This window comes from uncultured Marivita sp. (assembly GCF_947488135.1).
Classification (GTDB): domain Bacteria; phylum Pseudomonadota; class Alphaproteobacteria; order Rhodobacterales; family Rhodobacteraceae; genus Marivita.
Window position 1 is genome coordinate 1 of record NZ_CANKYW010000011.1, and the last position, 24,925, is coordinate 24,925.

The following is a 24,925-nucleotide window of genomic DNA, read 5'->3' on the forward strand; positions in this document are numbered from 1 at the left end:
TATTTGTTCGTCGTCTTGCTCATGATGCTCCATCCTACTCAAGAGTTGGAGCCTCCGGCAAACCCGGAGCGGTTCAGATCAACGCCATCACCGCAGACTGGGCACGCACGGATGTAATCATCCTGAAGCCGGAACAGTTCGCAGCACACAATCAGTCAAGCCTTCGACCTCTCTTCGATCATGACGGTCTTTACGACCAGCTACCGAAAGAGCGACCACAACCACAGGCTTCACCGGCACGCCTGTTCCGTCAGATCGAGGAGTTCATTCGCATACTGGGGCTTCTGCATCTTGCAGCGGGCCGCGAAGAATACATCAACGGTGTCGCGGGTATCTTCCACCTGCGCACCAAACTGATCGACCTCATGGTTGAAGAAACCGCTGCGCCGGATCGAAGCGGAGCGCTTCACTTGAACCGCCTGCTGACCGAAGAGCAGAAGGCGTTGATTACCGCCTTGCCCGCGCCTGTCGCAGAACGGGAGGCGATGATTACAACACACCTTGCCTATGCGAAGGCCTATTTGCCGCGCGCGCGGCAGCTCGCGAAACAGCGCGATGTGGAATGGCCTGAACGGTTCGAAGCCGCAACCTGGGGCAAGCTGAACGAGGCTTTGGGTGTTGAGCGGCCCTATGAATCGTAATGTTGGGTTCGTGAGTAGATTACTTTGTAAGGTACATCGCGCGCAGCACGACCCTAAAGCTGACATTCGCCGCGATGCGGAAACCGAGAAATATGGGCTCTTCGCGGTCATTAGATCGGTCGCAGCATGTTCGATGGCCAGGCCATCCATCCCTAGCAGGTACGGCCCAGAGCCGCCTTCTACCCACCGGCCAATGCCGCGCCGCAGCTTCACCAGACCGGCCATTCGTCCATGGCGCAGCATTTTCGAAGGATGAAGAATGGCCATCGGACTTTCGAGTCGTGCTTGTTATCGTAGGTAAACACTGATCACGGCCTAAGGCGGTCTGTGAAATTGCACTCGACACATCATGTGCGATTTTGGTTGGCGGACTAAATGTAGCAGGTTGCCTCAATGGGCCTTCTAGATGAAGTGAGGCTCTTGTCAGGGTTGAAATTTTCGGCAATGGTTCGTGTAGCTATTTTGATGTGCGAAGGAAGCATTTTTTTGCCCAACCTTAAGCAAAAGCTGGCAGCCACCCAGCCGCGAGAAGATAGCGGTGCGCCAACCAATGCCCGTTATCACTTTCAGGCGCTGTGTGGTCTTGTATTGGTTTTGGAGCGCCATAGGCTAGATGGCGACTACGCTTTAGTCTTTGAATTCCACGATGACATTGCGCTGTTTGACGATTCAATTGATCCGCGGAGCGTCAAATTTTATCAGGTTAAGTCTAAGAAGAGTGGACATTGGACTCCTGCCGCTTTGACAAAACGCGATACTAAAAAGGGCGAAGAATCTTCTTCGTTTCTAGGCAAAATGTATCAAAATTTTGTCGCGTTTGACGGTGATGTTGAGTCGAGCACATTCCTCAGCAATGCTCCCACAAACTTTGCTCCAACAGATAAACAAAAGTTCTGCCTTAAAGAGTGCGATAAGGCTGACTTGCAAAAGATAGTTGAGAAACTGGAGAAAGAGTTTGGCGGTGAAGATACAATAAAGAGTGAGCTTCTTTGGATTGAGAAATCTGACTTAAGCCTTGAAGATGCAGACAACCATGCCAAAGGTAAGCTTGAAGCATTTGTTGTCGACAGCCTTGGGGAGGTTGAGTTTTCTCTGTCTGCGCTCTTCAAGGCCGTTTCAGACGAATGTACCACCAAAGCACGCGCCACAAAAATCGATTTAGCTGACTACGACAACGTCGTTGCTCAGCGCGGAATCACCCGTAGAGATACAGACAACTGGCTTAAAACAGTGTCTGCAACCGTTGCGTGTCCCAAATGGGAAGAGATTGCACCAGAGATCAACTTGCCAGCGCCAAAAAAGCTACGTTTAAGGCGTGAGTGGAACAGTTACCGCGTTGCTGTGCTAAACCCAAACAAAGCTGTGCGGAAGGTGAGGAGGTTGATCGCAGTCCACCTTCAGGAGCAAAGTGGAACGGACATGGACTTGAACGCAATGCTGGCAAGTGTTTTCGACGCACTTGGAGGCAAAGTGCGTGCAGAGCTCAAAATGGCATCAGACGAACGCATAAAGGCGATGATCTTATATGAAGCGTATTCAATCGAATAAGTTAGAAAACTACAAATCTTTGATCAGGAATTTGAGGACCAAGCGGCATGAAAAAGCTGAAATTCAAAAGACTTTGGCTGCTATCAAATCAAGAAAAGAAGGCCAGAGTTGAAGATTTTAGCCAAGCTGCAACAGCTGTCGTAGCGGACAACGATTTTGGCAAGTCTAGCTTGATCAAATCGCTCTACTCTTCTCTTGGAGCGGATCCATCACGCACGCCAGAAGCTTGGAAAAACGCAAAGGTTGAATCACTTCTGGAATTTGAGATCGACGGCAATTACTACTTTATCCTGAGGCAGGCGGGCCGCTTTGCGTTGTTTGAGCAAGATGGATCGCTGATCTGGACTGCAAGTTCGATAGTTAAGGAGTTAGGCGCAAAAATTGGTGAGCTACTTGATTTTGAGATTGTGACAAAGCTCAAAGGAGGCAGTAATGCGGTGCCTCCTCCAGCTTTCTGCTTCCTTCCCTTTTATCTTGATCAAGAGAAGGGCTGGGTAGACACATGGGCGTCATTTTCAGGTTTGGACATGGTGAGCAGTTATAAGGATGACATTGCTCGCTATCACACTGGAATACGCCCCAAGGAATACTACCGTGCGAAGGCACTAAGAGATGAATCTGCGGCTGCACGAAATGAGCTAGCCCAAGAGCGTACCGCTTTGTCTAAAGCGAAGAAGCGCTTTAGCGATAAGCGTAAAAAGATGGGTATCGCACTGGACGTTGGAGCGTTTGAAGACAGAATCAAAGCATTACTGAAAGAGCAAAACGGCCTTCAGAGCAGCTATGATGAAATACGTGGTGAAATTGGGCAATTACAGTCGCAGAGAGCCGCCTATCAAGAGGAGGTAGAAATAGCCGCGAAAGTGCTGTCTGAGTTGGAAGCAGATATCAAGTTCTCTCAAAAACTAAGCGAGGCTGAAATCGTTTGTCCAGTGTGCAGCACGGTGCATGAAAACGACTTTGCCAACAGGTTTGGGCTTCACAATGACGCTGAAGCTTGTCGAATTGTTCTCGTCGAAGCGAGAGCTAGGGTTCAAAGGCTTGACAAAGATATAGACGCAAAGCTCAAAGCTATACCCACGCTTGATAAACGTATTGAGCGGATTCAGGAAATCCTGGAAGAGACGCGTGGCGAGATCAAGCTTGGTGACATGTTGCGCGACGAAAGTGAACGCATCGTTGACGATACCTTTGAGCAAGAAGAACGTTCTATTGATGGCGACATAGGGGTATTAAACGATAGGATCTTAGAGGCTAAAAAGGAAATGAGCTCTTTTGACAAGAAAGAGCATAAAGAGAAAATAATAAAGTTTTATGCAGGAAAATTGCATGAGTTTTGCACGAAACTAGGCATTGAAAATGTTCCTACGAATATGTGGGACAACATTCGCCCAACAATCAAAGAGACTGGCAACAGAGCTCCACGCCTACTGTTGGCATACAATTATGCTGTTTTGCACACGATCCATGAGTTTTCTACATCGTGCTTCTGCCCAATTGTTGTTGACACTCCCCTCCAACAAGACCCTGATCCCAAGAATGCAGAAAAGATGATCAGGTTCGCCATCAATGACCGCCCAAAAGGAAGTCAGTTAGTATTGGCTACTGGCAGCATGCAGGGCGTTGAGTTCTCTGGACGAGAGATAAACCCAGAAACCAAGGAGCAGCTTCTTCGAGCTGATCAGTATGAAGCCGTACGCAGGCATATGCTGCCTTTCTTAAACGCCATTTTGGAGCCGTAAGTTCTTTTCTTGTAGTTTCAAACTTTAGACTTGATCTGACGGACACCTCAGCGACGAGGCCCAAACGTTGCCTTGGATCATTTGCTGTATTCTGCAAAGCTTATCTCCTGCACATAGCTGCCACTGGTGCAAGTTCCCACGAGACCTGCAGCGCGGTGGTTCCTCGAGTGGCTGCGTTCTTCAAAATGAGGCGCTTGGCGAGCGGATGCAGAGAAAATCGGCATTCCGCCATCCCTGACAGACACGCGATGCCCACCACCCTAATGAGCAATCAGCCTTTCACCATCCTCCTCCCGCAGCATCGCTTCCATGTCATCCAAGCCATCGACAACAGAATGCATCTGCGCCTCATCATCCACGCCGACTGTCTCGGCATCCGCAACCTGGCCGCCAAAATCCATCTCCATCTGACGCTGTTCCTCGGCGACAACTGCTTGAACGACGGGCGCAGTCTTCTTTGGGGCGACATGGGTTTGCTCTGACGATTGGCCTTCAGCAGCCTGGCGTCCGGCCACCACATCGGTTTCAGTTCCACGGGGCCCGTCCGGTGGCGGCGTCATCGGCATGGCGCGCATACTCAGCGGCAGATCGCCCTGCGGTCCACCTCCCCCCAGCTCCGGAAACGGCAATTCGCCCGTCTGCGCTGCATGGATTGCCTTGAACAGCCGGTCGTCGAAATACTGAATCCGCTTCGCACGGACTGGCATCTGGGCATCGATCACCATGACGATCTCGTCGAGCGGCAGACGGCGCGCCTCATCTTCGGGCAGCAAAGAACTTTCTTCGGTCCGTGTGGACTGGCTGCGTCCTTCGAAGGGGTTTTTGCCGATGGACTGAGACCGCGTGACCACGGTCTTGGTGGTCTTGCCGACCGCCTTGCTCAGCTCCTCGACTGTCTTCTCATCCGAAGGCGTGAGGTAGAGCTTTACGCCCGCATTGCCCTGCAGGGCGCGACGGGTGTTTTCGCCATAGATTTCATCGAGGGCGGGGATGGTCTGCGTGACGACGGCCAGATGACCGCGATAGGTCCGCAGGGTCTCAATGCTCTCAACCACGATAGGCATTTTGCCCAAACGGTTGAACTCGTCGAGCATGATCATCACGGGCCAAGGCTCATCCTGCCCGGGGTCCTTTTCCTGCATGGCCGAGAGGAGATCAGAGAAGAAGAGCCGGATCAACGGCGCAAGCGGCCTCACCATCAACGGCTGGACCACGAGATAAACCGAAAAGGGCTTCTTGCGGATCGTCCGGAAATCAAAATCCGACACCGCCGTTGCCTCATCGATCGCAGGGTTCTGCCATTGATCGAGCCCCGAGGTCATCAGGAGCGAGACGTATGACGTCAGCGTGTCGTTGTTGGTTGAGGCCAGCCGCGTGAAGATCAGCTTGGCCGCCCGGTTGTCGACCTCGTGGCCCCGCGCCAAATACTCCTTCTGCTTGTTCCCGCCCGAGGCCGCGATGCGGTAAATCTCGCCCAAGGTCGGGCGCTTGCGCTGGAAGGCCAAGAGCCCTGCCGCCACGAAGAGATCGATCCCGCCCTTGAGGAGGCCGTGCACCCGGTCGTTGTCACTCTGCAGAAACAGCGTCGCCAAGAGCTGCAGTTCCATCTGCTGGCGCGCAGGATCTTTCAGCTCGAAGATACGCAGGAGCGGGTTATAGCGATGGGTGCGCTTGCCCTCCCAATCGGTGGGGGCAAAGCGATAGACCTTGTCGCCCTGGGCTGCGCGGTGCCGCGCCGTGGCCTCGAAACACTCGCCCTTTACATCGAGCGTCACGGCAGAGCCTTGCCAGGTCAGCAGGTTCGGAATGACAAAGCCCGTGGTCTTGCCGCGGCCCGTGGGCGCCACAATCAGCGCATGCGGGAAGACCTTCGAGCAGATGTATTTCGCGCGGGATTTTGGAGAGCCAAGTTTGCCGAGGATGAACCCGGTCCCGGGCGCCCCGAAGAAGCCATTGGCCTTCATCTCGCGCGCGGTCTGCCAATGGGTCTGGCCAAAGCGTGTGAGGGCGGATCCCGATAGGGCAAGGCTCAGCATAAGGCCCGCGGCGGCGAAGCTGCCGATGATCAGGTGAATGAGTTGGGCATGCTCCGGGCGGCGGTCCAGGATCGCCATGTAGTTCTGCGCGATATAGGCAAAGTCGATCTCGGCCCCAAAGCCGAGATCCTGGTAGGTCAGCACCGCCGAGGCGATGGTATAGCCCATGGCGGCGGTTACCATCGTTACAAGCAGGACGCCCGTGGCGATCCGCGCTTTTCCCATGGACGCGCTCAATGGACCTGACCCCGCTCGGTCTCGCCATCCACGTCTGTCGCGCGGTGTTTTTCGTATTCGGCGTCAGCGAGTTCATCGACCACCTGGCGCAAGGCCTCGGTGTTGGCCGTCGCGGCATCCGATTGCAGGTAGACCTTGGCGACATAAAGCCGGTCGAGGCGGTCCTCGAGAACCTTGTCCAGCGCATCGGCATCGCCGGATGTGAGCCGCTCGAGTTGACGGTCATCCAGCACCCGCGCGATCTCGTCGCGGAAGGCGTCCCGCTCCGCCTCGATCTCGAAGGGCGCGGACAATTCCCCCGCCCGCTCATGGTCCAGGACACGCGCAATCTCGTCTGCAAGGCGGTCGGCACGGTCAGACTGCGGCGCAGTTTCACCGCGGGCTGCGAGGAGTGCGTCGCGCGTGCCAACCCCAAGCCCCTCGCGCATCTCGGTTTCGCGGCGGACCTGATTAATGGCCTCCGTGTCCCGGATCTCGACGACGGCCGCATAGGTCGCGCCAAGCCCGCGGGCGAGGTGGGACGGCATGTCCGGATAGCGCGCGCGCAAGTCATCCGCGACCGAATCTGCAAGGGGCGTGCGGACATCGCGTCCCTCCATGATGCGGTCGACCTCGCGGGTGATCTCGCTGGCGCGGGCCGCATCGGTGATGGTCTCTCTATAGGGCTCAGACCGGTCGATCACATCGCCAGGACGTGCGAGCAGGTCCGGGTGTGCCTCGAGATACGCGCGCTGCTCCGTCTCGATCCGGCGCTCCGCCCGCGAGACAACCTCCCAATCCCGGTCCTCGATCTGCTGCGCTGTCAGGCCGTCTGCGCGCATCTCCTGACGGATTGTCCCTTCCATCGCCCGCACCGCGCCCTCATGATAATGGAACCGCTCGCTGTCCGGTTCCGCTTCCATGACACCATCCCGGCGCAGCACCTGTTCGCGTTCCAGCAGCGTGCCGAGCGCGACATGCACATCGTTGAGAATGTCGCGGGCCTGTTCCAGATCGGCGCGGCGCTCGAGGTTCAGATCGCGCGCCTCAGCTACTTTGGAGAGATCATTGGCGATCCATTGATGCTCGAGCGCTGCATTTGAGGCGCCCGTCTCGATCCGGGCCACCACTTCCGATGTGCTGATGCCGGTGCCCCGTAGTGCCGCGTCAATGCGCGATCTCAGGTCGGGCTCGGCCAGTCGCTCGCGCTGGCTGGCGTCGATATTGGCTTCCGAATAGATCCCGCCCTCCGAGGGGGTCTCTGACAGCGTGGATGATCGCAAACCGAGAGGCTGCATGTGCTGGACCTGCGTCTGGATCTCGATGAGACGTTTTTCCAGCACGGGACGTTCCGCGTCAGACTTCTCGGCGATCATGCCCTGCACCCGCGTGAGCTTCTCCGCATAGAGGCTTCTCAGATCCTCGAAGCTTTGATCCTCGGCCATATACACATCTCCTGTTCGATCCACCTGCCCGCCCCGCGCCAGCACCTCGCCCGCGCGGAAGAGGGCTGCGGCAATATCCTCGCGGGCTTCGCGGGAGGCTTCCGCGGCAAGCGAATGGTAGACGGTTCTGGTGTTGGCGATCTCCGCCAGCGTCCGCGCCAGGTCCTGCCCCACACGTTCGCGCTCGCGGGGCGCGCGACCCTCGTCCTTGGCCGCGTAGACCTCGCTGGTTCGGGCTGGGTAATGCACAACCCCGCGATCCACCCGGCGCGTGGCCTCCAGGCGCACGCCATACTTTTCGGCCTCCTCGACCATGGCGAGGCGGAAGTCGTCATAGTTGAAGCGATGGTTGCGCCCGAGGAAGAAGAACTCGCCTTCCTGCGAGCGGCGGTTCAGCACCAGATGCGCATGGGGATGATCGCGGTCCTCATGCACCGCGATGATGTAGTCGAAGTGCCCTTCGTCGGTCTGGAAGAACCGCTCTGCCACATCCGTTGCGATATCGCGCACATCCTCACCGCGCGTGCCGATGGGGAAAGACATGAGCATGTGGGTGGTCTGCCCGAGCTTGGGCTTGAAGCCCGCATCCCACCGCTTGGCAAAGCGCTCGGTGAGGTCCTTGATGTCCTTCGCCTCAAGCCTCGCCTTGCCATCCAGAAACCCGCTACTGTCCACGATATGGGTGGACTTGGTGGTGAGGTACTCGAGCTGGTTCATCAGTTGCGACTTGTTGTGCGTCCCCCCGCCCCGGATCGCTTTGAAGACCGCTGGCCGATGCCCCGCTGCCGCGCGCACAAGCTGGGTTTGCTTGGCCACATGCAGGCCCTGCATCGAGCCGCGGATGCGGCTCCAGCCGTCCCGGAAGACCTCGCCGGTGACGGCGTCGACAGCATCATTCAGCCGCATGGGCAAACTCCCTCAGTGCGGCAGTGGCTTCGAGCTGCATCGCGTCCCGACGGCGGCGCAGGAGCAAGTCGATCTCGTCGGCGGAATCGAGGATGAACCGCGCCAACCCGCGCATCTGCGCAAGGCGCGGCTCAGAAAACTCGGCACGCGTGCCACCATCAGCCCCCTGCCCCTGCCGGTTGGCCCGGGTCATCTGCTTGGCGATCTGCGCGACCCCATTGCCAACCTCGTGCAGCGAGGCGCGGTAGCGCGCCATTTCGACCGCCATTTGCGCGTCCGGAACGAACACCCCGCCTGCGGCCTGAATGAGCCGCCGCAGCCCCTCGGCCCGGCTCTCGATCCCCGCCTTCGCCAACACCGCATCGAGCGCCTCAAGCTCCGCAGCGGTGACCTTCACACTGACTGCTGAAACCGGGATCGCGGCATCTGCCTGGCGCTCTGCACTGGCTTTGAGCGTGTACTGGATCGCCCGGGGGGACACGCCAAACCGCTCCGCCAACACGGATGTCGATACACCTTCCGCAGCCTCGCGAACGATCTCCATGCGCTCCGCATCTGTGAGACGTTTTGAACGAGACATGCGAAGAAAGACCCCCTATTTCCTGCCACCTTCCACCAAGGCTGCCTCCACATTACGATAATATAACAAGCTGTCAATTATATACTTACGTCGCATTCAGGCTCAGGCAGCCTTGGTGTCCGCTTCCCCCGCGGCCCGCAGGGACGCGGCTCTGCCGACCTCACCACCGGGCGACACCTGTCCTAGGGATCCGGTCCGCCAGCCCCGCCCGAGGCTCTGGCCGAACACGCATGTGTTCGGACGGAACCGCGGGCGGGCGCAAACCCCACCGACAGGGCGGACAGGCAGGGTCAAGGAGGGCCAGATTTGGGTTCCCAAATCTCTGCCGCAAAAACCGGGAGGCCCTGGCCGATAGGTTTTTGTGGATGGCCCCCTTGAGGCTGACTGGCCGGTCTGTCGCGGCCTGGTCATTCCGGGCGGAGTGCGTCCGTTGAACGCGCAAGGACCAGCATCCCTGGAACAGGGATCGGGCCGCCCCAAGATCGTCCTGGGGCGACCCATCCTCGCCAGAGGATTTAGTCCTGGGGATCTTTCGCGCTCGGCGGGAACATCACCAGCTCCGAGACCGCGACCGGAAAATCGAGCTTGAGGCTGAAGAACTCCGAGCCATCCCCGTTGCGGGTGTTGCGGAACATCGCGCCCACGCGCTGAAAACGGGTGCGCTCCTGGCCATCGGTATCGGTGAACTTGACGGGAACGGTGGCGACGTAGTGGTTGGTCATTTGGGTTACTCCTTATTGCGATGAGGATCACCCAGCACGGGGGGAAGAGGACCGGTCGCAAGCGCAAATGCGGAGGGTCCGCGGCCCCGCCGTGGAAGCCGTATTTGTGCTTGCCGAAGCGTGAGCTGAGGGCACGAACGGGCCGACCCCGTGCGATCCACATGCATAGCAAAAAGGAGGGACCCGAATGACCTCTGCCATCACGCAGTCGCCACCATCCGCGTCCACGTCCTGCCGAACCTAGCCGGGGTGCTGATGACGCCCGCCCGCGTGGATGCGATGTTCCGAAACACCACCCGAGGGTTGTGCAGGTATTTAGCCTCATGTGCGACGTCTCGACCCCTCGGTCTTGCGCTGCTGACGATGTGCGAGGTGCGCACCATCCCCAGCCCCTACCGATGCGGATGGACCGAACTCAGACGGACCGGGTAGAGCGATGACGGTGCTGGCCGCCGCGAGTTGCTGATCAAGTGTGACCGATCGCACGCGCCATGAGACATGACGAAAGGGCCGCCCGAAGGCGACCCTCTCAATTCACTTCTCCGCAGACCTCTTCGCCGGGTCAGCAACCCGCATGACCGTCAGGCCTTTTGCCTCCGCCTTCTGCCCGAGGTTCAGCGCGACTCCGTTGCCGCCAAAGAGTACAACCCCCGTCGCCGCGAACTTGTCGTCCAGCATTTCGTCATTGCACTTGAACGGTGCCGCCCGCCCGTGCGCGGACCAGCGCGGATCGAAGCGCGCCTGTGCTATCCCGCGTGCCCGGGCCCACCGAGCCGCGATCATCTCCGCGCCGTGCTTGCCACCCTTGTGGCAGAGGAAGATCTCCTGGTTGCGGTTCTGCTTGATCCGTTCGCGAACCTTGTCGAGCGTGTTGAAGATCACATCGACATCGGTCCAGTCGGTTGCGCCCGAGACGATCAGGGGCACGCCCTCGACTTTCGACTTCTCGGCGGTTTCCCGGTCGTGCTGCTCGAGAAGCTGCTGCGCCTCGAAGACAGCGCCTGTCTCCTGCGCCCGGACGCTTGCGCGCGACCCGGCTGCCGGGATGAAGGCGTGGCCCGTCTCGATCTCGTAGCATTCCGCCGCTGCCTCGCTCATCACCTCGATGGCGCCGTCGATCTCGCGCAGCTGCAGAAAGCGCGCCTGCGCCTCTTCGAGCGCGGTCTCGGCGATCTCCGATCCGTCATGGGATTTTGCCAGCGCGCCGATTTTGTCGGCGGTGCGGTCGATCTCCTTGCCAAGTGCCACCTTGCGGCGCTGTAGGATCGTGGCGAGCCCATGGGCCAGCGGTTCGATTTCGCCTTCAAGGCCGGTCGCGCGCAGCGGACCGAGCAAAGCCTCGAAGCTCTCGCGGATGATGCGGTCGGTCAGGATGTGATCCTCGGGGATCGGCAGCTGTGCGTCCTTCTCGGTCAGTCCGAAAAGCTCAATGGTCTCGTAGGTGTTTGCGGTGTCGTAAGCCATGTCTGGTCTCCAGTGTTCGGTTCCAAGGCCACCACGTGAGTGTGGGGGCATGGCCGAATGCCTGGTTTCCGAATCTGCACGGGTCAGGGACGGCGCAGCCGCCGGCTTGCCGGGCGCAAAAGTTTTCCGCGCGCAGCATCTGACACTTGCGCGCCCTCACGCACGAGACCGCCCCGCGCCACAGACCCCGCCCTCGCCGAAAAGTTTTGCGATCCTTGACGCGGGCTGATTTGGGGGCCATCCGGAGGATATGCTTCCACGCTCATGTGTGTGTGTTTAGACGGTAGGTTTGCCCGACCCGAGCAGGCAAACGGCCCGACCGGACGCGGGAGACGGATGAAGCGGCGGGATCGTTTTGCTCCGCAAAACAGACCTGAGCGCAATCCGGCGGAGCGGCCAGGGAGAGACGTGCTCGCGAGGCGGGCAAACCGGGATGCCAGGCGCAACGCCGCGGTGAGGCCGCATGGCCGAATGCGCGACGGACCGAAGGGCCGTTCTCCCCTGCGACACGCGCAGCCGAGCTGGGGAGCCGCAAGGCTCCGGCCAAGGTTGATGTGCGGGCGACGCCGCTGCCGACTATAGGTATTGCTTGTCCGGGCATTCGACTTAAAGGGCGGGCGGACGTTCGCTGCGGCAGCGAAAATAGTGAAGCAGGTCAAGAAAACCGGACGTTTGCCGTAAGATTTCGAACTGATTGATGCGCCCTCAGCCTTTCTCGACACCGTGGCATTCCAACCCGGCTTTATCCAAATCAAGCGTCAAATTCGGTAGCGCTCGTCGCAATACTCGGCTACGATTTTACGAAAAGCAGGTGGTTGCATGGCACGCGGAGAACTGATGAAAAAGCTGTTGTCGAGCTACGGGCGCGACGATGAATTCCGTGGTGTTGTCGAACAGATCATCTCCGAAGAGGAAAAAAAGAACAACCGAGTGCTAGCACGGTCACTGCGCAAGGCACTGGATGGACTGACGACACACCCGCAAGCCAAGGGTCTTTCTCCTTTGGTGCCGTTCCCAGACGAGGCCGGAGAGTTCATCCAGCGGATCGAACCCGTTCATACGCCCGATGACATCATCCTGACTCACGATAACATTGAGCTCTTCACTGGGCTACTGGATGAATTCCGAAAGTCCGAAACGATCAAGCGCCACGGGCTTCCCGTGCGTTCCAAACTACTGTTCTGCGGGCCACCTGGAACGGGCAAGACATTGTGTGCTGAGGTTTTCGCCGGCCAGCTGGGATTGCCGTTTTTCTTTGTCAAACTGGACAGCCTCATCTCTTCATTTTTGGGCGAGACTGCCACCAATATTCGCAAGACCTTTGAGTTTGCACGCCGCCAGCCATGCGTACTTTTTTTCGATGAATTTGACGCGATTGCGCGGTCGCGGGAAGAAGGCAACGATCACAGTGAACTGAGACGCGTGGTCAACAGTCTTCTGATCTTCATCGATCAGATACAGCCAGGTGGCTTTCTGATTGCCGCCACCAACCTGGACGCTCACCTTGATCCCGCCATATGGCGACGCTTCGATGAAGTAGTATGGTTTGACCATCCCGACGAAGCAATGGTCCGCAGGTATCTCACCAATGCGCTGAAAAACACCGAAACGGAGTTCGAAGCAGAGGATTTCGTTCAGAGCCTAGCTGATTATTCCTATGCCGAGCTTGAAAAAATTTGCAACCAGGCCAAGAAAATTTCTCTTCTTGATCGCCGAAAAAGCATTTCAAAGAAAGACTTTCGTGATGCCATCCGTTACGCTGAACGCCGCAGGATGCGTTTAAGGAAATTATCGAACAACCAGTGAGGCCACTGTTGGCACAATACGATCATCTGCAACTGGTCAGAGCGAAAGAGCCTTTTGCACGCCGAAAAGACGGCAGACCCGGTCCAGCGCCCAAGCCGGGAAAGGGTCACGGAGGGCAAATACGGCGCGAAGCCGATGATGCGGTCGCACGTCAACGCGCCATCCGCCCTCCCCAATTTGTCGATCCATCCCTGATTCTGAAAGTCCACATGCATGGACTGGCCATGGTGGGAGACTGGGAACAGCTTGGACTCACGTTGTTAAATACAGACGATGACAACAATATCGTCTTGTTTTCTTCAACAGATGAACTGAGCGATTTTCGCAATAGGCTGGATGCCTATGAGGGACCAACATCTGCAGGTCAGAAGAATCCGAGCTACTCCGGTTTTATCAACCGTATCGGTAGTATTAGCACACTGGAGCCGCGCGACCGTCTCGGGATCAGGATCAAAGAAGCCGGTTTTACGGAGGTTTCTGATCTTCAAGACGGCCAAGAGTACATACTCGATGTCGAACTTTGGGAGTTCGGGACGCAGGCTGCGCGTCGTCGAAAGGCAGAAGAAATCATCGCGTTCATTGAGGAGCAGGGTGGAGAGCCATACGACCACTATTCTGGGCCATCTATCACGATGATCCGGGTCAAGGCTTCAGGGCAGTCCATCAGACCGATTTTTTCTGTTCCTGAAGTAGCTTTTATTGACCTTCCACCGGAGCCGGACATCGAAGCCAATCAGATCGTCCAGTTCGCGCTAGATGATGTTCCGCCCGTTGCGCCTCTTGACCCTGATCTGCCAATCATTGCTGTGTTGGATACGGGCGTGAACGATCATCCATTCCTCGCGGATGCGATCGTCGCGCGCGAGGCCTTTCCCAGCGAGCTCGGTGAAGCAGATATTGCCGGACACGGGACGGCAGTGGCCGGTGTTGCCGCGCTTGGTGATTTAAGGTCGCAGCTCGACGGAACCTCTTTGCAACGTGTGGCGAGAATTATCTCGGCAAAGGTGGTAACGGACGAGCGGAAGTTTTTTGATCGTCGGACGCTGCCGAGCCAGATGAGACAAACGATCCAGAGCCTAAATGCAAGTCATGGATGCCGGATATTCGTGATCTCTCTCGGCGACACGAAGGCTAACTTTGAGCAAGGACGCGTTGGTCCTTGGGCAACGACGCTGGATGAGTTGGCACGTGAGTTGAACGTCCTGATCTTTGTGTCAGCGGGAAACCGGCCCCCTCGTGGCGGTACATCAGTTGAGCAAGGCGTGACCCAATATCCGGGCTATCTCCTTGAAGTCGCAAACCGTGTATGTGAACCTGCTGGAGGCGCAAACATCGTGACGGTTGGTGCATTGGCTCATGCAAACGGCATTGGCCCTCAGCATGAATTTGATGCGCATATTCAGCCCATCACCGAGCGAGATGAACCTGCACCTTTCACGCGCACTGGCCCAGGCGCCGGAGGCATGACCAAACCTGATTTCGTCGACTATGGCGGGACAATGGTTTTTGATGCCGTGGCGAGGCGTTTGCAGACGGCCCCTCATCTGGCGACGGCAGGCCTGATTACAACAAACCACGATTTCTTGCGTCAATTGCTTACAAGCAAAAGCGGCACGTCTTTCGCCGCACCGATGTTAGCGAACAGGGCTGCGCAGTTGGTCAGACGTTTCCCCGGGGCATCAGCCAATCTGATCAAAGCGCTTCTGGCGAATTCCGCGACTGTTCCAGAGGCTACCACTCGACGACTGTTGGCTCTTGATGCGCGTGATCATTCAAGAGTCCATGGTATTGGCCTCGTCGACACCTTGCGTGCGGCCTACTCGGATGATCACCGCGTTGTTTACTTCGTGGAAGACAGTCTGGAACTGGACCATTTCGCAGTCTATCGGGTGCCAATACCGATTGAGTTTCAGACAGGAGGAAAACGCACTATTCGGGTTTCTCTGGCGTATGATCCTCCGGTGAAAAGAACCCGCGCAGAGTATATCGGCACGCGTATGAATTTTCGCCTTATTCGGGGCTGCCCGGTCGATCACGTCTTCGAGTATTTTCGCTCGCGGGTGGGAGAGGGAACGGATCCCCCAGAGATGGCGGGAAAATATGATTGTGATCTGGTGCCCAAGAAGAACGCTCGCGACAAAAACACAATCCAAAGCGCCTCGATATCGTTCTCAGCCGACACAACACAATATGGCGGTGAATATCATCTGGTAGTACGTTGCGTGGGTGGCTGGGCTATGGATCAGGAGATCCGTCAAAACTTCGCGCTGGTAGTCGAACTGGAGCACCATGCTCAAGTGCAGCTGTATGCAAGGCTACGGCCGAGATTGCGGACCTGAAGACCCCGACATTTTCTAGCAATTGTTGCGCGTCTATCGGTAATCTTCGGACTAACAAACGTCAGCTTCGAGCAAGCCGCGCTGCGGCGAACTTTGCGCTCATCGAACGGCCGGAATCGGCCGAGTGTACGGCTTCAGTCCAGATCGACGCTGCCGAGGCGCGGCACATGGACATGCGTCCGGACAAGGACTGCAGCTGCAGCGCCCGCGATGGCGCCGAAGAGATGCGCCTCCCACGAGACGCCGGGTTGGCTCGGAAGAACGCCCCAGAGAATGGAGCCATAGAGGACACCGACACCCAGTGCCGCGCCCAGCGTGATCGGGGAGCGATCCACAAGACCGCGCGCGATGAGGAAGCCGAACCAGCCGAAGACCAGCCCTGACGCTCCGATATGGATGGCGGAGCTTCCGAACAGCCAGACAAGACCGCCGCCGAGGCCGATCACCACGGCGTTCACCGGCAGCAAAGCTCGCGTGGTCGTTGCCACCAGCAGCCCCCCCCATCACCAATAGCGGCGGCGTATTGGCCATCAGTTGCGAGAAGCTGCCATGCAGGAGGGGCATAGCGATGACACCATCCAACCCGCTGCCGTGCCTGGGGATCAGGCCGAAGGCCGGGTTCAGGCCGTAGCCGGTGATCCAATTGACAACCTGAACCGCCCAGAGCAGCGCGACAAAGGCTGCAAGCGCCGCGGTGCGCCGGAAGAAGACGCGCATGTGATCCCGGTTCATCATGTTGGCGACAGTAGTCGTCCCCACAGCGCCTTCAACGGCTTTCGCGCGCTGCACAGGGTGCCACCTCCGGGAAAGGGGGTTCGCGGCGGCCAACCTCGGTAGGGCTCAAGCCAAGAGAATGGCTCCGATCTTACACGGTGTTCCCAGGCCGCAGCGGCATGATTTCACGCTCGGGGCGCTTCAACGCTTCGGCATATTTGCGGGCATTGTCATCGATCGTGCTGTGCCAGAGCTTCGAGACGAACGCCTGGGCGTCTTGCACCGTCATGTCCTTCAGCGAAGAGGACAGCGCCATGAAGAGCTCATCCTCGCTGATCGCGGCGGCATAGTGCATGGCGTCCGCGTAAAATGATGGATCGTTCAGAACCTGCTTGCTCAGGGGCATCCGCGCGAGGTTCTCTTCCGGGATCGCCATGAAGATCGTGTCCTGCAGGTCGGTCAGATAGGCGCGGCGCGATGTGGACACCGGCTTTCCCGCCGCCTTGGCCTCCAGATATGCCTGCCTTGTCCTGTCGAGCTTTGCCCTTGCATGGGTCATGATGACATCACGCTGTCGTTCAGGCAGCGCAAATCCGGTGCAACGCTCGATATGAGCAATAAGCTCTTCAACCTCGGCGTCTACATCAAAGCTCTCGAACCACGGAGCTTTTCCCAGTCTCGCTACCATGTGCCCACCCTCGACCATTCAATAATATATTATCGTATATCATATTCAGCAGATCGCAAGCAGATGTGTGCGTCGTGCAGCCAGACATGGAAAAAGGGGAACCGTGGTCCCACGGCTCCCCTTTGGGCTCAGATCGTCTCCCCCTCGCGCGCCGATTAGGCGACCAAGGACAGCCCCGTGCCTGCATCCTGCGGCTGCTCACCGCTGTCGATGAACGGGATGATCGAGAAGGTCTGCCCGCCGCGCTGCTCTTCGTTCTGCACGGCGTTGACGCGCAGGTCGCCATCGGGCGTGTTGATCAGCAGCGACAGATAGTCATTGCCCGTGCGGCTGCTTTTCGCCATCCAGGCCGAGCCGACGCGGATCGGCGTGCCCCGGGGCGAGCTGACCTCGATCCGGTAATCGGGGTGGGTCTCCTCGGATTTGTAGCTGTTCTCGATCAGTATGAACTCCAGATCGAACATCATGTTGGCGATGTAGCCGGTGAAGGCGTTGTCAGCGTCCATGGCGGTGAGCTCGCCCGAGATCGAGCCGGATTTCATCAGGCCGTTCGAGACCAGCGGGATGATCTCGAACGCGCCGCTCTGGGCCGCGCGCGCCTCTTTCGTCTGCACCGCGTTGACCCGGAACGGGCCCAAGCCGACATCGATCTGCATCGAGATGTAGGGGTTGCCGCTGGTATTGCCGGTCTCGTTCCAGGCCGTGCCGATGCGCACCTTGCGGCCCGATTTGTTAATCGCCGTCACGTCGTAATCAGGGCTGCGTGCGGACATCTTCGGGCGGGTTTCAAGCTGGATGGCGACATCGAAGCGCGTCGAATGGATCATGCCGGTGTATTCGGCGGCTGCGGTTTCGGCATTGCGGGTGAGGTTTCCTGCGAACATGGGATGGTTCCTTTTGGATTGGCCGGTGCCTGACGTCCTTGCCAGCGCATCCGGGATTGCTTTCTCGACCCCTTGAGGGATCACAAATCAGAAAGCTTGCTTTTCTTTCAGCCCCGCCAACTGGTCAGAGCTGCCGTCCGAGTGGGAATGCACCCGCGCCTCCGGGTGCTGCGCCCCTCCCCTGCCCGTCTGGTCTTGATTGGCTGCCCGGATTTTCTGCGGCGTCCTTCGATTGCGCGATGAAGAACTCCGCCTCTTTGCCATTCAACCGGTGCCCGCCCCGGTCGGTCAGGCCGATACAGCTGCCGTTCGGCACATAGGTGATGAGGTACTGACCGAGCCGGTCCTTGTGGACAACGTAGCCGGTATTGGCCCAGTGCACGGTCTGGCCGGCATCGACGGCGGCCTTGATGTCTTCGAGTATCATGGGGTCCTCCTCAAGAAGAGTGGTGGGAAAAGATGCAAGAAGCCCGGTCGTCCAACCAGGCTTCCGTGCGGCATTCATTTGGCAAAAAGCCGGGTTCTGTCAGGCACCTTGCGTGGCTTGCATCGCGCGCGCAGCCATCCAATCCTTCAGGCCAAGAACCGTTCTTCCGGCGACGACCTCGGAGGCCCAGGCAAGCCTTGGGTCGCCGCAGGGCTCGGAGCCGGTGTGCCGGTCGATATGGCCGTTGGCCATCCATGGCTCGGGCTGGATCCGTCGCAGCCAGTCAGCCATGCTCGGGATGCGGCCCTGGCAGTCTTCACGGATATGCTGCTCGCCGATCCAGCGCACGGGTATGTCCCGACCAGCGCTATTGGTCAGGGTCAGGCCGAAGACACGTTCGGCTTCAAACAGGCCTTGAGCATGATGGCGCATCGCTCGGTGCGTGAAGAGCGCGAGGTGCTCTTTCGAGGCATCGAACCAATCGTGGATCGCCTGATAGTCAGACGGCACCCCGCCGAATTTCCGGGCAGAGCTTTCAGCATGATGAAGCGGATGGGCCATCTCACAGTCCTTCGTCATAGCTGTGCGCGCATTCAACGTAGCGGTCCGCATGATCGAGGGTGATGCTGTCGCCCGTGATGTCCCAGGTCAGCGTGCCGTAGCCGCCCTCGTTGTTCTCGAACCCCGGGTGATGGTGATAAGCGAGTGACCAGGCGAAGTCGCCAACCTCTGTCAAAAGCGCCTCCGGCAGTTTGACCTCCGCAGGCTGCACATTCACGTCCTCGACATTGCCAGAGTCGCCATAGCCTTCGTATTCGGCGGTGACCTCGCTGATGCCAAGCGCGCGTAGTTGCGTAAGCAGCTCCGCTCGGGATGCTTTCAGGGTGGTTTCGCGCTCTGCGCGCCACTGAGCCGCCATTGCGGCATAGTCGATCTGGGGATTGGTCATGGGTCCGTCCTCTTGTCTGAATTTGGGGGGCCGGGCGTGGCATTGGTCAGCCCCCTCCCGGAAAGCGCAGACCGGTCAAATCCAGATCCGCGACGACCGACCCAAAGCCCGCTTTGACTTTTCAGGCGGCTTGGTCTGCCGTGATGGCAGGCCTCTGCCCCACGATCCGGGCCAGAATGCTTTCCGTGTCGATCCCGTCCCCATGCGGCAGGAACACCCGCAGCTGGAAGACGATGATCTCAGTGAAACAGCCAAGCGCTTTGAGGCTTTCGATCATACCCCGATCCGCACCGCCCAGCTCGAGGCGCATCTCGCCTGCGACGCGGCGACGGGTCAGGGTCAGACCCCGGCCCAGATCGACAGATACGGTGGTGCCGAGGGCGGCGGTCAGAATATCCTCCGGTGTTTGCGGATTGGAGACGAGGAAGCGGGAGCGCAGCGCGGCCGCCCCTTCTTCGCTCAGCGTGCGCCCGATCATCGCCGTCGCCCCGTCCGGCGTGACCCGGTAGATACGTTCATTGGTGGTCGGAATATCCTTCCAGATCGGCAGCAGCAGCCCGATCAGCAGGTAGAGCTTGGTCGTGGTGGTCTTGGGAAGTGCAGCGGCCTCGGCATCCCAAAGCCCTGCAAACTCAGGCTTGCCGATCTCTTCCCAGGCCGAGGACTCGAACCGCGTCTCCTCGAGGTAGCTCGACCCATTGGGCCGCACCGCCTTGCGCATCAGCGTGACGATGTCCTCGTCATACATCTGCATGGGCCGCGCCGAGATGAGAGCCGCGCGGCCGGAGGCGCGATTTACCATGGGTAGCTTGTCGGGATTGCGCGAAATGGCCTCTTCGGCACTAAGGACGTGGACCGGGTCGGTGACCTCCAGCCCGATGATCCGCGTCACCGCGCCGGATTTCGGGCAGGTCCAGAGATCCTCTGTGGAGACCTGCTCGATCCTTTCGCCACGCAGGGTTTCCACGCCGAGATCGAGCGTACCCGCTGCGCGCGCCCGTTCAGTCTGATCGGCAATCCGCCTCATGAACTCGGCAAAGAGCGCGTTCTGCATGTGGATGGGAAGGGCCAGAACCCGGTTCAGAAACCGCTGGATCGGGGGAAGCTCCTCAAGGAGAACCCCGTCCTTGTCGATCAGTCGCAGGGCCGTCCAGTCGGTGAAGCTCTCGTAGCTCATCGCCTCAGCGCGCCCGGCGGCAAGATCGGCGAAATACCCGCGCAATGCCGCCCGCGCGATCGGGCTTTCGAGATTGTCCTCCTCGCGGAACATGCCTTGCGAGCCGGTTTCGCGCTGGCCCTTGGTCAAGGCTCCCAACTGGTCGAGGCGTTTGGCGATTGTCGAGGTGAAGCGCTTCTCGCCATGCACATCGGAGGTGCAGACCCGGAAGAAGGGCGCACTGACCTGGGCCGAGCGATGCGTGCGGCCGAGCCCCTGGATGGCCGCATCGGCGCGCCAGCCGGGCTCCAGCAGGTAGTGCCGCCGCCGCTTCTGGTTTTTCGCGGTTTGCGCCGCATGATAGGACCGACCCGTGCCGCCCGCGTCCGAGAAGATCAGGATATCCTTCTCGCCGTCCATGAAGGCTTGGGTCTCGGAGGAATTGCTGCTGGCCGAGCGTTTCTCGATGAAGAGGTGTCCATCCTCGGCCTTCAAGGGACGGATCGAGCGCCCGGTCACTTCCGCCACGGCCTCGTCGCCAAAGACCCAGAGGATCTGATCCAGCGCCGAAGGGATCGGCGCCAGCGTCATCAACTCCATCATGGCCGCGTCGCGCAGGGCGAGCGCCTCGCGCGAGACGACCAGCGCGCCAGTTTCATCGCGGAGCGGCTCGGCCACCATATTGCCGTCGATCTCGACCAGCTTTTGCGCATGGATCGGGAAAGCCTGTTCGAGGTATCCCAGGACGTAGTCGCGCGGCGTTAGCGCGCCCTCGACGAGTTCATCCTCCGGGTCCATCGTCTCAAGCCGGCGTTTCAGCAGGCTCTCACCTGTCGAGACCACCTGGATGACGCAAGCCTTGCCCGCCGCCAGATCTTCCTCGATGGCGCGGATGATGGTCGGAGCTTTCATACCCATCAGGAGATGGTTGAAGAAGCGCTGCTTCGTGCTTTCAAACCGGGACTTGGCCGAGGCGCGAGCGGCCGAGGCATTGGTCTCTCCCGAGGCGTCGTTGACGCCGGTCGCTGTCAGCGCGGCCTCGAGATTGTGGTGGATCGTGCGAAACGCACCCGCATAGGCGTCGTAGATCTCGATCTGGGCAGGGGTGAGCGCGTGCTCGAGCACGTCATACTCCACGCCATCGAAGCTGAGGGCGCGGGCCGTGTAGAGACCGAGCGTCTTGAGATCACGCACGACCACCTCCATGGCGGCGACACCGCCTGCTTCCATCGCCGAGACGAAACTCTCGCGGCTCGGGAAGGGGTATTCGGGCCCCAGCCCCCAGAGACCGAGACGCGCGGCGTAGGCGAGGTTGTGCACGCTCGTGGCGCCTGTGGCCGAGATGTAGAAGACACGGGCGCGCGGGGCCGCGAGTTGCAGCCGGAGGCCTGCAAGGCCCTGCCGCGAGGGTTTGACCCCCCTGCCCTGCTCTGACCCGGCCGCATTCTGCATGGCATGGGCCTCATCAAAGGCCAGCACGCCGTCGAACTCCGCGCCCATCCAGGCGAGGATTTGGCTCAGCCGCGTGGTGCCGCATTTGCCCGCGGAGCGCAGCGTGGCGTAGGTGACGAAGAGGATACCGTCGCCCATCGGGACGGGCTGGTCCGGTTTCCATTTGGAGAGCGGCTGGATGTCGGCGGGCGAGCCGCCAAGATCGGTCCAATCGCGGATCGCGTCCTCGATGAGCGTGGCGGATTTGGAGACCCAGATGGCCTTCCTGCGTCCGGCCAGCCAGTTCACGAGAATGAGCCCCGCGCATTCGCGGCCCTTGCCGCAACCGGTGCCGTCCCCGAGGAAATAGCCGAGGCGATAGGCCCGTGCATCCGGGTCATCATCGGCGCGCGTCAGCTTGGTCTGGTCGTCATCGATCGTGAATCGACCGGGCAGGTCGCGCCCATGGGCATCATGCGCCATGATGATGGTTTCCAGCTGCGCCTTGGAGAGATGTCCCTCCTCGATCAGTCTGGCAGGCAGGCGCAATTCCGCACTGGCCGTGCCTGAGGGCACCGGCGGTGCGACAGAGGCCATGGCGATGCTTTCGACGAGTGGCGTTGGATGTTCCTGCGCGCCCGCGATCTCGATCCGCTGCGGACGGTAGCGCGCATAGATGTCCGAGATCGGGGTGTTGTCGCGCGGGATATCAAGGCTCGTGAAAACTAGCGGGACAACGGCATTGGCCCGGGGTTTGGAGGCGGCGACAGGCGCAGCGGCGGTCTTGCGCGGAGCAGAGGATGGAACGGTCGGCCGAGCATGAGGGATCGCCGCTGCCTGTTGTACGGGGCGCATCTCGGGCCGGGTTGCGGCCACGGCGTCGACAAAAGGAAGGGCTTCATCTAAGTCCCGGACACTGGCGCGGATCATCTCGCCGTCTTCCTGCACCTTGTCGAAGACCATCAGCTGGGTTTCCACAGTTGTGCCGAGCTTGCGGTAGACCTGTCCCGGCATCGTGAGGGCCAGGCGCGGCGTCAGGAGACCGCAAGCGCGTGACCAATGCGCGGCATCGCGTTCGGGCGTGAACCCCGGCGGCATAATCGCCACAAGCCGCCCGCCGGGTGCCAAGCGCTTCGCGGCCGCGATGAGATGTTTGGCGGCGATGTGCTTGTCTCGGGAGCGATCGACCGAGGAGGCGAAGGGCGGGTTCATCACCGCGACGTCGGGTAGAACCGGCGACTGCAGCAGATCGTCGATATGCTCGCCGTCATGGCCCGTCACATCGCCGCCAAAGACCGCGCACAAAAGGCGCTGGCGAAAGGGGTCGATGTCGTTGAGCACAAGCGTGGCACCAGCCCGGGTAGCGAAAGCAGCCAGGGCACCGGTGCCAGCCGAGGGCTCCAGCACGGTCTCGCCCTTGCTGATCGCCGCCGCCCGCGAGACCAGCGCCGCAAATGGCAGCGGCGTGGAAAACTGCTGCAGCCGGATCTGCTGCTCTGACCGGCGCGTTTCCGTCAGGAGCCGTGAGGCAAGCAGCTTTGCAGCGGCGATATCACCTGCCGCGCCGTCCCCACGCAGCAGCACCTGGACAGCCGCAGCCTGCATCAGGTCATATGCCATGCGCCAGTCCCAGGCACCGCCAGCATCGCTGCCATGAAACGTCTCGCGCATGATGCGCGCGAGCGCTGAGCTACGCAGGGGTTGATGGTCGATCTCCGCGCCGATTTCCGCCAGCGCAGTGGCGAGATCAGCGTTGGAGATTGAAAGAGTCGGGTTCGCCGTTTTGGGCTTGGTCATGGGGATTTTCCTTTGGATCAAGGTCTGAGTTCCAAAGGACAAAAAGCCCTCTTTTGCTTTTCGGGGTGATGAGGTCAGACCGCGCTGACCTCCAAGGCTTGGTCAGGACTTGGGTTCGACCTGCCGCTTCGCATCAATCAATGCCTGTGCGGCCTGCATCACCTGAACCTGTGAAGTTCCAGCGTGTGCATCCTCGAGCGCGGCCTTTACCGTCATGCGAAACCACGCGTCATACGCATTCGCTTCAGCGGCCACGGACATACTCCTCGAGATCCATATCCAGCAGCTTGCCGAGGTCATCGGGCATGTCTGCAACGCGCACAGAAAATTGCGAATGCTTCCATTTCATCCGAGATGCGCCTTGCCCACCAGTGCCGAAGTACGGTTCTTCCTTACCCGTTGGGTCCATTGCGCTTTCTCCGACTATACTATGGGTCGATGCTACATCACCCAGAGTGGTGCCGTAACCGGCAAGGCCGTAAGGTTCACAGCTAACCGGGCCACTTACCGATCGGGCGCCGCTTCGACAGCCGTCTCGAACCGCTTGTCCGCCGCCGCAGCGTCTTTCAAGAGCACGTCGAAATTGTCAGGTGGATTTCCATCTTCCAGCATCCCTTTGAACGTCGCATAGGCATCCGTCTTGCTGCCGTAGGCGCGCAGAGTCTTATCGTCGTTCACCCAGGCCACCAGGATGACCTTGGCATCGCTGTTGAAGCGGTAGAACAACCGATACTTCTGGAAGAATTTCGCCCGGAACCAGTGCTTGCGATGATCGCCGAGCGTGCCGCCTTGCCGGAAAGCGGCGGCACCCGGGTCCGCCGGTATGGCCTCGGTGACCAGCTTGAAGATGGCTGCCAGCCGTTTCGTGGGGTTTTTCTTGCGCCAGGTCTTTGGATCGCGTGCCTTACGCGCTTCAACCTCCTCGATCAGCCCTTCGAGCTGGTCCAGAAAGAGCGGATGCGCATAGATCGACCATCCGTTTACGACGAGGGGCGCTTGGGCTGGCACGCTATCGCCGCTCATTCATCCTCGAGCGATAGCGGCGCATCGAGATCGACGTCAACGTCTCCGACCAGTGCTGCTAGACGGCCATGCAAAGCCCCATTGAACGCCCGAATGCGGTCCGGATGCGCCTTGATATCGGCCTCGACAAAATCGAGAAAGGCGCCGAGCGCAGGATCATCCTCGTCGCTGCGCACGGGCTCGATATAGACCCTGCCACTCGGCTCGGTGCAGTAGCGAATCTGGTCGCCCTTGCCCAGCTTGAGCTGTTTGCGCACACCCGCCGGCACGGTCGTCTGATACCGATCCGTGAGTTTCGAGACATCTTGTGCGAGCGCTGTCATGGCAGTCTCCTGAAAGAATGGGGTCTTTGCTGCCTGCGATAGGTAATGCATTTGCATTGCCCTGTCAAGATAAGCCGCAGGATCTGCT

At 59.4% G+C, this 24,925-nt stretch carries 21 protein-coding genes; 5 read left to right on the top strand and 16 right to left on the bottom strand.

Translation table 11 applies throughout. From position 1 onward, the window contains the following. The 3 genes from Q1B16_RS20095 to Q1B16_RS20105 form a co-directional block, all read left to right on the top strand. Positions 1–641, top strand: a 641-nt coding sequence (locus tag Q1B16_RS20095; RefSeq protein ID WP_299793428.1) for a hypothetical protein, incomplete at its 5' end; no start/stop codon positions are given. 393 nt (positions 642–1,034) lie between these two features. After that, positions 1,035–2,189: a dsDNA nuclease domain-containing protein gene (locus Q1B16_RS20100; RefSeq protein ID WP_299793430.1), complete on the top strand. Its 1,155-nt coding sequence runs from the start codon at positions 1,035–1,037 to the stop codon at positions 2,187–2,189. 47 nt (positions 2,190–2,236) lie between these two features. Continuing rightward, complete coding sequence (locus Q1B16_RS20105; RefSeq protein ID WP_299793431.1) at positions 2,237–3,931, top strand: hypothetical protein; 1,695 nt, start codon at positions 2,237–2,239, stop codon at positions 3,929–3,931. 260 nt (positions 3,932–4,191) lie between these two features. Here the strand turns inward: Q1B16_RS20105 and Q1B16_RS20110 are convergent, their stop codons facing one another. From Q1B16_RS20110 to Q1B16_RS20130, 5 genes are all read right to left on the bottom strand, one after another. Continuing rightward, a complete protein-coding gene (locus Q1B16_RS20110; protein ID WP_299793434.1) occupies positions 4,192–6,192 on the bottom strand; it encodes a type IV secretory system conjugative DNA transfer family protein in 2,001 nt (666 codons plus the stop codon). An 8-nt stretch (positions 6,193–6,200) separates the two neighbouring features. After that, entirely contained in the window at positions 6,201–8,534 is a 2,334-nt protein-coding gene (locus Q1B16_RS20115; RefSeq protein ID WP_299793436.1) for a relaxase/mobilization nuclease domain-containing protein, read from the bottom strand. Next, positions 8,521–9,114 (bottom strand): helix-turn-helix domain-containing protein, encoded by a 594-nt coding sequence (locus Q1B16_RS20120; protein ID WP_050672728.1) that lies wholly within the window; start codon positions 9,112–9,114, stop codon positions 8,521–8,523. Before Q1B16_RS20120 ends, Q1B16_RS20115 begins: the two co-directional genes overlap by 14 nt. Positions 9,115–9,629: 515 nt before the next feature. Continuing rightward, positions 9,630–9,836 (bottom strand): hypothetical protein, encoded by a 207-nt coding sequence (locus Q1B16_RS20125; protein ID WP_007120662.1) that lies wholly within the window; start codon positions 9,834–9,836, stop codon positions 9,630–9,632. A 534-nt stretch (positions 9,837–10,370) separates the two neighbouring features. Beyond that, a complete protein-coding gene (locus Q1B16_RS20130) occupies positions 10,371–11,300 on the bottom strand; it encodes a DUF2493 domain-containing protein (RefSeq protein ID WP_299793441.1) in 930 nt (309 codons plus the stop codon). 837 nt (positions 11,301–12,137) lie between these two features. On the opposite strand from Q1B16_RS20130, the gene Q1B16_RS20135 reads away from it, so the two are divergent. Then, a complete protein-coding gene (locus Q1B16_RS20135) occupies positions 12,138–13,106 on the top strand; it encodes an AAA family ATPase (protein ID WP_299793443.1) in 969 nt (322 codons plus the stop codon). 8 nt (positions 13,107–13,114) lie between these two features. Further along, positions 13,115–15,445, top strand: coding sequence for a S8 family peptidase (locus tag Q1B16_RS20140; protein WP_299793445.1), 2,331 nt, complete (start codon positions 13,115–13,117; stop codon positions 15,443–15,445). A gap of 134 nt (positions 15,446–15,579) precedes the next feature. Here the strand turns inward: Q1B16_RS20140 and Q1B16_RS20145 are convergent, their stop codons facing one another. From Q1B16_RS20145 to Q1B16_RS20195, 11 genes are all read right to left on the bottom strand, one after another. Continuing rightward, entirely contained in the window at positions 15,580–15,933 is a 354-nt protein-coding gene (locus Q1B16_RS20145; protein ID WP_299793447.1) for a rhomboid family intramembrane serine protease, read from the bottom strand. A 377-nt stretch (positions 15,934–16,310) separates the two neighbouring features. After that, positions 16,311–16,847 carry a hypothetical protein gene (locus Q1B16_RS20150; protein WP_299793449.1) on the bottom strand — a complete coding sequence of 179 codons (537 nt, stop codon included), beginning with the start codon at positions 16,845–16,847 and terminating at the stop codon, positions 16,311–16,313. Positions 16,848–17,002: 155 nt separating this feature from the next. After that, complete coding sequence (locus Q1B16_RS20155; protein WP_299793451.1) at positions 17,003–17,731, bottom strand: DUF736 family protein; 729 nt, start codon at positions 17,729–17,731, stop codon at positions 17,003–17,005. Positions 17,732–17,855: 124 nt separating this feature from the next. Continuing rightward, positions 17,856–18,158, bottom strand: coding sequence for a hypothetical protein (locus tag Q1B16_RS20160; protein ID WP_299793454.1), 303 nt, complete (start codon positions 18,156–18,158; stop codon positions 17,856–17,858). Between the two features lie 99 nt (positions 18,159–18,257). Next, positions 18,258–18,719, bottom strand: a complete 462-nt coding sequence (locus tag Q1B16_RS20165) for a hypothetical protein (RefSeq protein ID WP_299793457.1) — start codon at positions 18,717–18,719, stop codon at positions 18,258–18,260. A gap of 1 nt (position 18,720) precedes the next feature. Continuing rightward, the gene (locus Q1B16_RS20170) at positions 18,721–19,107 is read right to left on the bottom strand and encodes a DUF6878 family protein (protein ID WP_299793460.1); all 387 of its coding nucleotides are present in this window, start codon (positions 19,105–19,107) and stop codon (positions 18,721–18,723) included. A 121-nt stretch (positions 19,108–19,228) separates the two neighbouring features. After that, positions 19,229–23,491: a bifunctional class I SAM-dependent methyltransferase/DEAD/DEAH box helicase gene (locus Q1B16_RS20175; protein WP_299793463.1), complete on the bottom strand. Its 4,263-nt coding sequence runs from the start codon at positions 23,489–23,491 to the stop codon at positions 19,229–19,231. A 102-nt stretch (positions 23,492–23,593) separates the two neighbouring features. Next, a complete protein-coding gene (locus Q1B16_RS20180) occupies positions 23,594–23,746 on the bottom strand; it encodes a StaA (protein WP_299793466.1) in 153 nt (50 codons plus the stop codon). Further along, on the bottom strand, positions 23,736–23,900 hold the full coding sequence (locus tag Q1B16_RS20185) for a hypothetical protein (RefSeq protein WP_299793469.1): 165 nt from the start codon (positions 23,898–23,900) through the stop codon (positions 23,736–23,738). Before Q1B16_RS20185 ends, Q1B16_RS20180 begins: the two co-directional genes overlap by 11 nt. Positions 23,901–23,995: 95 nt before the next feature. Next, complete coding sequence (locus Q1B16_RS20190; RefSeq protein WP_299793472.1) at positions 23,996–24,514, bottom strand: type II toxin-antitoxin system YhaV family toxin; 519 nt, start codon at positions 24,512–24,514, stop codon at positions 23,996–23,998. Then, positions 24,511–24,837, bottom strand: coding sequence for a type II toxin-antitoxin system PrlF family antitoxin (locus Q1B16_RS20195; protein WP_299793475.1), 327 nt, complete (start codon positions 24,835–24,837; stop codon positions 24,511–24,513). The genes Q1B16_RS20190 and Q1B16_RS20195 overlap by 4 nt, the downstream gene beginning before the upstream one ends. Positions 24,838–24,925 lie beyond the last annotated feature (88 nt).